Annotated in this window: 6 protein-coding genes; all 6 read right to left on the minus strand. The window is 70.5% G+C overall.

What is annotated here, in order from left to right; translation table 11 throughout:
* Positions 1 to 539: magnesium protoporphyrin IX methyltransferase (gene bchM, locus I53_RS03100; protein WP_043346556.1), on the minus strand; the 539-nt coding region annotated here is incomplete at its 3' end.
* Positions 540 to 555: 16 nt separating this feature from the next.
* Positions 556 to 1,449: a ferredoxin:protochlorophyllide reductase (ATP-dependent) iron-sulfur ATP-binding protein gene (bchL, locus tag I53_RS03105; protein ID WP_043346558.1), complete on the minus strand. Its 894-nt coding sequence runs from the start codon at positions 1,447 to 1,449 to the stop codon at positions 556 to 558.
* The gene (locus tag I53_RS03110) at positions 1,446 to 5,150 is read right to left on the minus strand and encodes a magnesium chelatase subunit H (RefSeq protein WP_043346560.1); all 3,705 of its coding nucleotides are present in this window, start codon (positions 5,148 to 5,150) and stop codon (positions 1,446 to 1,448) included. The genes bchL and I53_RS03110 overlap by 4 nt, the downstream gene beginning before the upstream one ends.
* The gene (gene bchB / locus I53_RS03115; RefSeq protein ID WP_043346562.1) at positions 5,125 to 6,723 is read right to left on the minus strand and encodes a ferredoxin:protochlorophyllide reductase (ATP-dependent) subunit B; all 1,599 of its coding nucleotides are present in this window, start codon (positions 6,721 to 6,723) and stop codon (positions 5,125 to 5,127) included. The genes I53_RS03110 and bchB overlap by 26 nt, the downstream gene beginning before the upstream one ends.
* 4 nt (positions 6,724 to 6,727) lie before the next feature.
* Positions 6,728 to 8,002: a ferredoxin:protochlorophyllide reductase (ATP-dependent) subunit N gene (locus I53_RS03120; RefSeq protein WP_043346564.1), complete on the minus strand. Its 1,275-nt coding sequence runs from the start codon at positions 8,000 to 8,002 to the stop codon at positions 6,728 to 6,730.
* The gene (gene bchF, locus I53_RS03125) at positions 7,999 to 8,505 is read right to left on the minus strand and encodes a 2-vinyl bacteriochlorophyllide hydratase (protein WP_043346566.1); all 507 of its coding nucleotides are present in this window, start codon (positions 8,503 to 8,505) and stop codon (positions 7,999 to 8,001) included. Before bchF ends, I53_RS03120 begins: the two co-directional genes overlap by 4 nt.
* Between the last annotated feature and the right edge of the window lie 181 nt (positions 8,506 to 8,686).

Consider the following 8,686-nt stretch of genomic DNA (forward strand, 5'->3'; position numbering starts at 1 on the left):
AAGAACTTGCCCGCCGCGTGCATCACAGTCAGCAGGGCCGTGCGCGGCGCCACGGTGAACAGCACCGAGCCGTCGGTGCGCGCACCCAGCGCCGCCAGCGCCCGGGCGATGTCGGCAGCCCGGTAGTGAATCAGCGAATCCATCGCCACCACGTGGTCGAAGCGGCCGAGACCCGGATCGAGCATGTCGCCGACGCGGAAGTCGATGCGGCCCGCCCCGGCGATCGCCGGCAGCCGCTCCTGCGCCAGCCCGATCAGCGTCGGCGAGACGTCGATCGCCACCACCTCCGCCCCGCGGTGCGCCGCCTCGACGCTGAGCGCCCCGGTGCCGCAGCCGGCATCGAGCAGGCGCAGGCCGGTCATGTCGGCGGGCAGCCAGGAGAGGAGCGTCGCCCGCATGGCGTCGCGGCCTGCCCGCACCGTGGCGCGGATGCGGCTCACCGGCGCGTCCGAGGTCAGACGCGACCACGCCTCGACCGCGGTGCGGTCGAAGTAGGTGGTCAACTCGCCCCGGCGGGCGTCGTAGCTGGCGCTGGCCATTGGTCGGACCCCAAACTCAATCGAAACCGAGGAACTCGAACAGGTCGCGATCCTTCATTGGGACCGCCTCGCAGGGCGGGGCGCCCGACCACAGCGTCTCGGCGAGCCGCATGTACTCCGCGGTCACGGCGTCGAGCTCCGGGGACGAGTCCATCTCGAACAGGGTCGACTTCTTGAGCCGCGAGCGGCGGACCACGTCGAGGTCGGGGAAATGAGCCAGCCGCTTCAGGCCGACCGCGTCGTTGAACCGGTCGATCTCGTCGGTCTTGGCCGAGCGGTTGGCGATGACACCACCCAGGCGCACGGGGTAGTTCTTCGACTTGGCGTGGATCGCCGCCACGATCCGGTTCATGGCGAAGATCGAGTCGAAATCGTTGGCGGTGACGATCAGCGCCTGGTCGGCGTGCTGGAGCGGCGAGGCGAAGCCGCCGCAGACCACGTCGCCCAGCACGTCGAACACCACGACGTCGGTGTCTTCCAGGAGATGGTGCTCCTTGAGGAGCTTCACCGTCTGGCCGACCACGTAGCCGCCGCAGCCGGTGCCGGCGGGCGGGCCGCCGGCCTCGACGCACATGACGCCGTTATAGCCCTCGACCACGAAGTCCTCGACGCGCAGCTCCTCCGAATGGAAGTTCACTGCCTCCAGGGCGTCGATCACCGTGGGGGCGAGGCGCTTGGTCAGGGTGAAGGTCGAGTCGTGCTTCGGGTCGCAGCCGATCTGGAGCACGCGCTTGCCGAGCTTGGAGAAGGCCACCGACAGGTTTGACGAGGTGGTCGACTTGCCGATGCCGCCCTTGCCGTAGACCGCGAAGACCTTGGCGGTCTCGATCTTCAGGTCCGGGTCCAGGGCGACCTGGACGCTGCCTTCTTCCTTCCGGGCGACGACCGGATTGCGGATGGCGATGTTCATGCGGCGACTCCTGTGGTGACGCCTTCGAGACGATCCTCCAGCTCCTCCTCGGCCCGGTCGAGGGCGTCGCGCATCTCTGCGTTGGGAGTCCAGAAACCGCGGCGGTGGGCCTCGATCAGCCGTTGGGCGACCTTGGCGGAGGCGGTGGGGTTGAGGGCCGCCATGCGCTCGCGCATGGCGGGGTCGAGGACGTAGGTCTCGGTGATCCGCTCGTAGATCCAGGGCTGGACCGCGTTGGCGGTGGCCGACCAGCCCACCGTGTTGGTCAGGTGGGTCTCGATCTGGCGGACGCCTTCGTAGCCGTGGCCGAGCAGGCCCTCGTACCATTTCGGGTTGAGCATGCGGGTGCGCGTCTCCAGCGCCACCTGCTCCTCGAGGGAGCGCACGCGCCCCTCCCCGCGGGTCTGGTCGCTGATGTAGATCGGCACCGACTCGCCCTTGGCGCGGGCCACCGCCCGGCCCATGCCGCCGAGGCCGTCGAAGTAGTGGTCGACGGAGGTGACGCCGACCTCGACCGAGTCGAGGTTCTGGTAGGCCATGTCGACGGAGGCCAGCACCGCCTGCATCAGGGCGCGTTGCGGCGCCGGGCGGCCGGTGCGGCCATAGGCGAAGCTCTTGCGGCGCGAGAAGGTTTCGCACAGCTCGGCGTCGTCGTCCCAGCTCCCCGAATCGACAAGGTGGTTGACGTTCGCGCCGTAGGCCCCCTCGGCGTTCGAGAAGACCCGCAGGGCCGCCGTCTCCAGGTCGCAGCCCTGCTCGGCCTGGATCGCCAGGGCGTGCTTGCGGACGAAGTTTTGCTCCAGCGGCTCGTCCGCGGTGGCGGCGAGGTACGAAGCCTCCGCCAGGAGCTTCGTCTGGAGCGGCAGGAGATCGCGGAAGATGCCCGAGAGGGTGACCACCGCGTCGATGCGCGGGCGGCCAAGGGTCTCCAGTGGGATCAGCTCGGCGCCGCTCAGGCGGCCGTAGCCGTCGAAGCGGGGCGCGGCGCCGATCAGCGCCAGCGCCTGGGCGATCGGGCCGCCCTCGCTCTTGAGGTTGTCGGTGCCCCACAGGACCAGGGCAACGCTCTCCGGGCAGGGCTTTCCGTCGGCCGCGAAGCGTTCGAGGATGCGGGCCACCTGCCGGGCACCGTCCGCGACCGCGAAGGCGGAAGGCAGGCGGTAGGGGTCGAAGCCGTGGAGGTTGCGGCCCGTTGGCAGGATCGCAGGGTTGCGCAGCAGGTCGCCGCCCGCCACCGGCGGAACGAAGCGGCCGTCGAGGGCCCGCAGCAGCGCCGGCACCTCGTGGTCCCGGGCGAGCAGCCGGTCGGTCTCGGCCAGACTCGCGAAGGCGGCGCGGCTGGTCTCGTCGGCGGACAGGCCGGAGGCCGTCAGCGCTGCCTCGACGCCGTGCCCGGCCACCAGGGCCTCGATCCCGGCCCGCTCCGGACTCACGCCGTGCGCCGACTCGGCGAGCGCCAGGAGCAGGTCGACCCGCTCGACCTCCGGCGTCCCCGCTCCGACCACGTGCAGCCCGTGCGGGATCAGGGTCTGCTCCAACTCCTGCACGGCGGACCAGAGGGCGCCGACCCGGGCGCCGAGATCGCCGGTCCAGGCCGGCTCGGCGGCCACGAGATCGAGGGCCGCGCCCTGGTCCTGGATCATCCGGGCGAGACTCTCCCGCTCCGTCCCGGCTTCGAGGTCGAGGCCGCGCCAGCGCTCCATCGAACTCTTCAGGTCGATCAGCCCGCGGTAGAGCCCGGCCGCCGCGAGGCTCGGGGTCAGGTAGCTCACCAGCGTCGCGGCCGAGCGGCGCTTCGCGAGCGTCCCCTCCGACGGGTTGTTGGCGGCGTAGAGGTAGACGTTCGGCAGCGCCCCGATCAGCCGCTCCGGCCAGCAGGCCTCGGACAGGCCGGTCTGCTTGCCGGGCATGAATTCGAGCGCCCCGTGGGTGCCGAAATGCAGCACGGCGTCGGCGGAGAAATCCTCCCGCAGGTAGCGGTAGAAGGCCGAGAAGGCGTGGGTCGGCGCGAAGCCGCGCTCGAACAGCAGCCGCATCGGGTCGCCCTCGTAGCCGAAGGCAGGCTGGACTCCGACGAAGACGTTGCCGAACTGCGCTCCGAGCACGAAGATCTCGGCGCCGTTGGTCTGATGGCGGCCCGGCGCCGGGCCCCACTGGGTCTCGATCTCGGCGAGGTAAGTCTCGCGCCGCAGATGGTCCTCGGCCGGAATGCGGGCGTGGACATTCGCCTGAGTGCCGTAGCGCTTGGCGTTGCCCTCAAGGATCGCTGCGCGCAGGGCATCGACGCTTTCGGGGACGTCGACTTTGTAGCCGTCGGCCGCCAGGCCCTTCAGGGTGTTGAGGAGCGAGGCGTAGACCGACAGGAACGCCGCCGTGCCGGTGGCGCCGGCATTCGGCGGAAAATTGAACAGCACCACGGCGAGTCGGCGCTCGGCTTTCTCGGTCCGGCGCAGGGACACCAGCCGTTCGACCCGCTCGGCGAGACGCGCGGCCCGCTCGGGATGGACCCGCATGTCGCGGGAATTGTCGCTGCCCGACGCGGCGGAGCGGCCCCCGAAAACCATCGGGGCGGTGGCGCCGTCGAGTTCGGGGATCGCGACCATCATGGTCGCCTCGACCGGCGACAGGCCGCGCTCACCCGCCTCCCACTGTTCCAGCGTCTGGAACTCCAGCGCCTGGGCGGCGAGGTAGGGCACGTCGAGCCGGGCCAGCATCGCCTCGGCGGAAGCGGCATCGTTGTAAGCGGGGCCGCCGACCAGGGAGAAGCCGGTGAGGGACACGAGGGCGTCGATGCAGGCGCGCCCATCCCGCATGAAGAACGAATCCACGGCCGGGCGGTTGTCGAGACCGCTGGCGAAGGCCGGCACCACGTCGAGGCCCTTGGCCTCCAGGGCCGCGATGACGCCGTCGTAGTGGGCGGTGTTGCCGGCGAGCACGTAGCTGCGCATGACCAGGAGGCCGACGCGGCCCGTCGCGTCCGCCCGGCGCGGCAGCCGAGACGGGTCCGCGCCGATTCGGCCGGGCAGGCGCGGGTGGTAGAGGCCGGTCTCGGGGTAGTCGAGGGGCGCGGGTGCCGCCGGCCCGTCGCGCCAGGCCGCCCGCTCGCCCGCCGCGTAGCGGTGCACGAGGAAACGCACCAGGGCTGCGACGTTCTCGTCGGAGCCCGCCAGCCAGTATTGCAGGGTGAGGAAGTAGGCGCGCACGTCCTGGGCCGAGCCCGGGATGAAGCGCAGGATCTTCGGCAGCTTGCGCACCAGGGCCATCTGCCGGCCGGCATTGCCCTGCTGGCCGGGCTTGCCGCGCAGCTTCTTCAGGAAGTCGAGGGCGCTGCGCTTGGTGCCGCTCATGTCGAAGCGGCCGAGCCGCGTCGTCTTCACCACGTCGCCCGCCGACATGCAGCCAATCATCGCGTCGCAGGCCTCGCGCCGGGCCGCGAGCGCCGGCAGGATCGCCCGGACATGCTCGTCCATAAACAGCATGGCCGAGAGCACGATGTCGGCCTGCGCGATGTCGGCCCGGCAGGCCTCCAGCGTCGCAGGATCGGTCTCCCACTCGGCTGCCGCGTGGAAGCCCAGCACCAGCCCCGGCATATCGGACCGGAGGCGCAGGCGCGCCCGTTCCACCGCGCTCGCCAAATGATTGTCGAGCGTGACGATGACGACGCGGATCGGCGGCCTAGCGGCCGTAATGCGCTTTGGCATCGTAGAGGGTCTCGATCGTGATGAGCGGCAGGTGCCGCTCCCGGGCGAAGGTCTCGGTGTTGCTGCGGGCCTTGCCGCGCACGAAGAACGGGATCTTTCTCAGTTCCTTCTCGGCTTCCGGCGACCACGCGGTCGCGACCGGCCTGTCCAGCAGGATCGGAACGGGCGCCGACGTCGGAGGGGTGTCGGCCGGCGCCCGTTCTCCGGACTCGAGCGCCCCGTCCGCCGGAGTCCCGAAGGACTTGCCGCCGAGATGCGAGGGGCCGACGCCGTCGTGGAATTCGGGATCCTCCCGGAACATGCCGAGGAGGTGCTCTTCGAGGCCCATCATCAGCGGATGGACCAGGGTGTCGAACAGGACGTTGGCGCCCTCGAACCCCATCTGCGGCGCGTAGCGGGCCGGGAAGTCCTGGACGTGGACCGGCGCCGAGATCACCGCGCAGGGGATGCCGAGCCGCTTGGCGACGTGGCGCTCCATCTGGGTGCCGAGCACCAGTTCCGGCGCCGCCGCGCGGATCGCCGCCTCGACGTCGAGGTAGTCGTCGGTGATCAGCGCCTCGATCCCGTGCTCGGCCGCTTCGGCGCGGACCTCGCGGGCGAATTCGCGGCTGTAGGTCCCGAGACCGACCACCGTAAAGCCGAGTTCACGCGCCGCGACCCGGGCGATGCCAATGGCATGCGTCGCGTCCCCGAACACGAAGACGCGCTTGGCCGTCAGGTAGGTCGAATCGACCGACCGCGAGTACCAGGGCAGGCGCGAGCCCGGGCCGTCGAGCACGGGTGCCGGATCGATTCCCGCGATCTCCGCCACCTCGGCGACGAACCGGCGGGTGCCGCCGACGCCGATCGGCAGTGTCTGCGTGAAGGGCTGCCCGAAGCTCTTCTTCAGGTACTCCGCGGCCGACCGAGCGGTTTCGGGGTAGAGCACGACGTTGAAATCGGCGTCCCCGAGGCGGCCGAGGTCGGCCGGAGAGGCTCCCAGCGGCGCGACAATGTTGACGGCGATCCCGAGGGAGTCGAGCAGACGTCGGATCTCGATCAGATCGTCCCGGTGGCGGAAGCCCAAAGCCGTCGGCCCGAGGATGTTGCAGAGCGGCCGCCGACCGGGCTCGCGCGCCGGACGCGGGGCCGGCGGACCGGCGAGCGCCCGGACGAGGCGATAGAAGGTCTCCGAGGCGCCCCAGTTCTCCTTCTTCTGGTAGGCGGGCAGCTCCAGCGGGATCACCGGGATCGGCAGGTTGAGGGCCTTGGCGAGGCCACCCGGATCGTCCTGGATCAGCTCGGCGGTGCAGGAGGCGCCGACGATCATCGCCTGGGGTTGGAAGCGTGCGTGCGCGGCGGCGACCGCCTCCTTGAACAGCTCGGCGGTGTCGCGGCCGAGATCCTGCGCGCGGAAGGTGGTGTAGGTGACGGGCGGGCGGGCGTCCCGCCGCTCGATCATCGTGAACAGCAGGTCCGCGTAGGTGTCGCCCTGCGGCGCGTGAAGCACGTAGTGCAGGCCGGACATCGCCGTTGCGACGCGCATGGCGCCGATATGCGGGGGACCCTCGTAGGTCCAGAGGGTGAGCTGCATGGCGCTACACCTCCAGCAGGGCGCGGCGCCGGAGCGGGCGCACGAACAGCTCGGCGAGGTCGCCGGCCTGCTCGTAGCCCTGTGCCGGCGTGAACAGCAGCTCGATCGACCACTTGGTCGACAGACCCTCCGCCTCCAGCGGGTTGGCCAGGCCGAGGCCGCAGACCGTGAGGTCCGGGCGCGCCGCCCGGCAGCGGTCCATCTGGTCGTCGAGGCTCTGGCCCTCGGTCACCCGCGTACCCTGGGGCAGCAGCTCGATCTCGGCGGCGAGATGCGCCCGGTGCAGGTAGGGCGTCCCGACCTCCACGAGATCCGCGCCGAGTTCCCGGGCGAGGAAGCGGGCGAGCGGCACTTCGAGCTGTGAATCAGGGAAGAAGAACACGCGCTTGCCCGCGAGCTTTTCGCGATGGGGCGCTAGGGCGGTCTCGGCTCGGGTGCGGCCCGGGGCCGTCGCCCGGTCGAAGACGGCCTCAGCGACGCCGAACGCCTCAGCCGCCGCCCGCAGCCATCCGGTCGTGCCCTCGGCACCGAGCGGGAACGGCGCCGGGAGCCGGCGGGCGCCGCGCTCTTCGAGGGCGCGGGCCGTGTCGGCCAGGAACGGTTGGGCCAGGAGGTAGCGCGTGTTGCGCCCGACCGCGGGCATCGTGTCGGCCCGGCGGGCGGGCAGGAACCGGACGTCGCCGATCCCCATCGCGGCAAAAATCCGAAGAAACTGGTCCTCCACCACGTCGGCCAGCGCCCCGACGACCAGGAGCGACGGCGCGGCCGTCTCGACCTCGCGGGGCAGGTCCGGCACCAGGGCGGCGAGGCAGGCATCCTCGCCCTGCGTGAACGTCGTCTCGATGCCGGAGCCGGAGTAGTTCAGGACCCGCACGGGGGCGAGGCGCCCCGACAGCCGTTGCGCCGCCCGGGACAGGTCGAGCTTGATCACCTCCGACGGGCAGGAGCCCACCAGGAACAGGAGCTTGATATCCGGCCGCCGCTCGATCAGCCGGGTCACGACCCGGTCGAGTTCCTCGTTCGCGTCGGCGATCCCGGCGAGGTCGCGCTCGTCGATGATCGCGGTCGCGAAGCGCGGCTCGGCGAAGATCATCACCCCGGCGGCGGACTGAATCAGATGCGCGCAGGTCCGTGAGCCGACCACGAGGAAGAAGGCGTCCTGGATCTTCCGGTGGAGCCAGACGATGCCGGTGAGGCCGCAGAACACTGCCCTCTGCCCCTGCTCTTGGTGCAGGTCGATGCCGCCGCAGGGAGGCTGGTGGATCAGGGGAGCGTTCATGACAGCGCCTCCGCGAGGCGCGGTGCGCGGCTGCCGGTGCCCTCGAGACGGGCGGCGCGGAGCTTCATGAGGAACTGGCCGGCATTGACCACGTAGGTCGCGTAGGCCGCCAGCGCGAGCAGCAGCAGCGCCTGCCCGCTGAGTGCGCCCGTGATGAGAGCCGCGAGATAGGCTGTGTGAAGGGCCAGCACGAGCATGCTGACCACGTCCTCCCAGAAGAACGCCGGTGCGAAGAGCCACCGCCCGAACACCGCCTTTTCCCAGATCGAGCCGGTGACCATGATCGCATAGAGCGCCAGGGTCTTCACGACGACCGAGATCTCAGCGGCGAACTGACCTGCACCGGTGGCGAGGGTGCGCAGCACCAGGACGAGACTGATCAGGAAGATCGCGAATTGCAGAGGCGCCAGCACGCCCTGAACCAGGGTCCAGGGCGAAGAGTCGCGCCGTCGCCGTTCGGCAGGCGTGTAGAGCGGTCGTGCCGGCCGGTCCTCGGGACCCATGCATCCGCTCCCTGGTGCTCGGCGGCGCCAAAGGCTCCGTCGTTGACAGAGGCTAGGGCGAGGGTCCCAGAAGTGTCAAGTGCGCTTGACGGTTTCGGAACATGACAGGTGAGAGATATTTTTTCTTCGAATAAGATCATTGCCAAGATCGCCAGGGAGCGTATCGTCCGGCTCGACGGCT

Source organism: Methylobacterium sp. B1, from assembly GCF_000333255.1.
Lineage (GTDB): Bacteria > Pseudomonadota > Alphaproteobacteria > Rhizobiales > Beijerinckiaceae > Methylobacterium > Methylobacterium fujisawaense.

What these genes read in the sequence shown, in the direction of transcription:
- bchL (WP_043346558.1), bottom strand. Translation starts at nt 1,449, where the DNA reads ATGAACATCGCCATCCGCAATCCGGTCGTCGCCCGGAAGGAAGAAGGC.
- I53_RS03120 (WP_043346564.1), bottom strand. Translation starts at nt 8,002, where the DNA reads ATGAACGCTCCCCTGATCCACCAGCCTCCCTGCGGCGGCATCGACCTG.
- I53_RS03110 (WP_043346560.1), bottom strand. Translation starts at nt 5,150, where the DNA reads ATGCCAAAGCGCATTACGGCCGCTAGGCCGCCGATCCGCGTCGTCATC.
- bchF (WP_043346566.1), bottom strand. Translation starts at nt 8,505, where the DNA reads ATGGGTCCCGAGGACCGGCCGGCACGACCGCTCTACACGCCTGCCGAA.
- bchB (WP_043346562.1), bottom strand. Translation starts at nt 6,723, where the DNA reads ATGCAGCTCACCCTCTGGACCTACGAGGGTCCCCCGCATATCGGCGCC.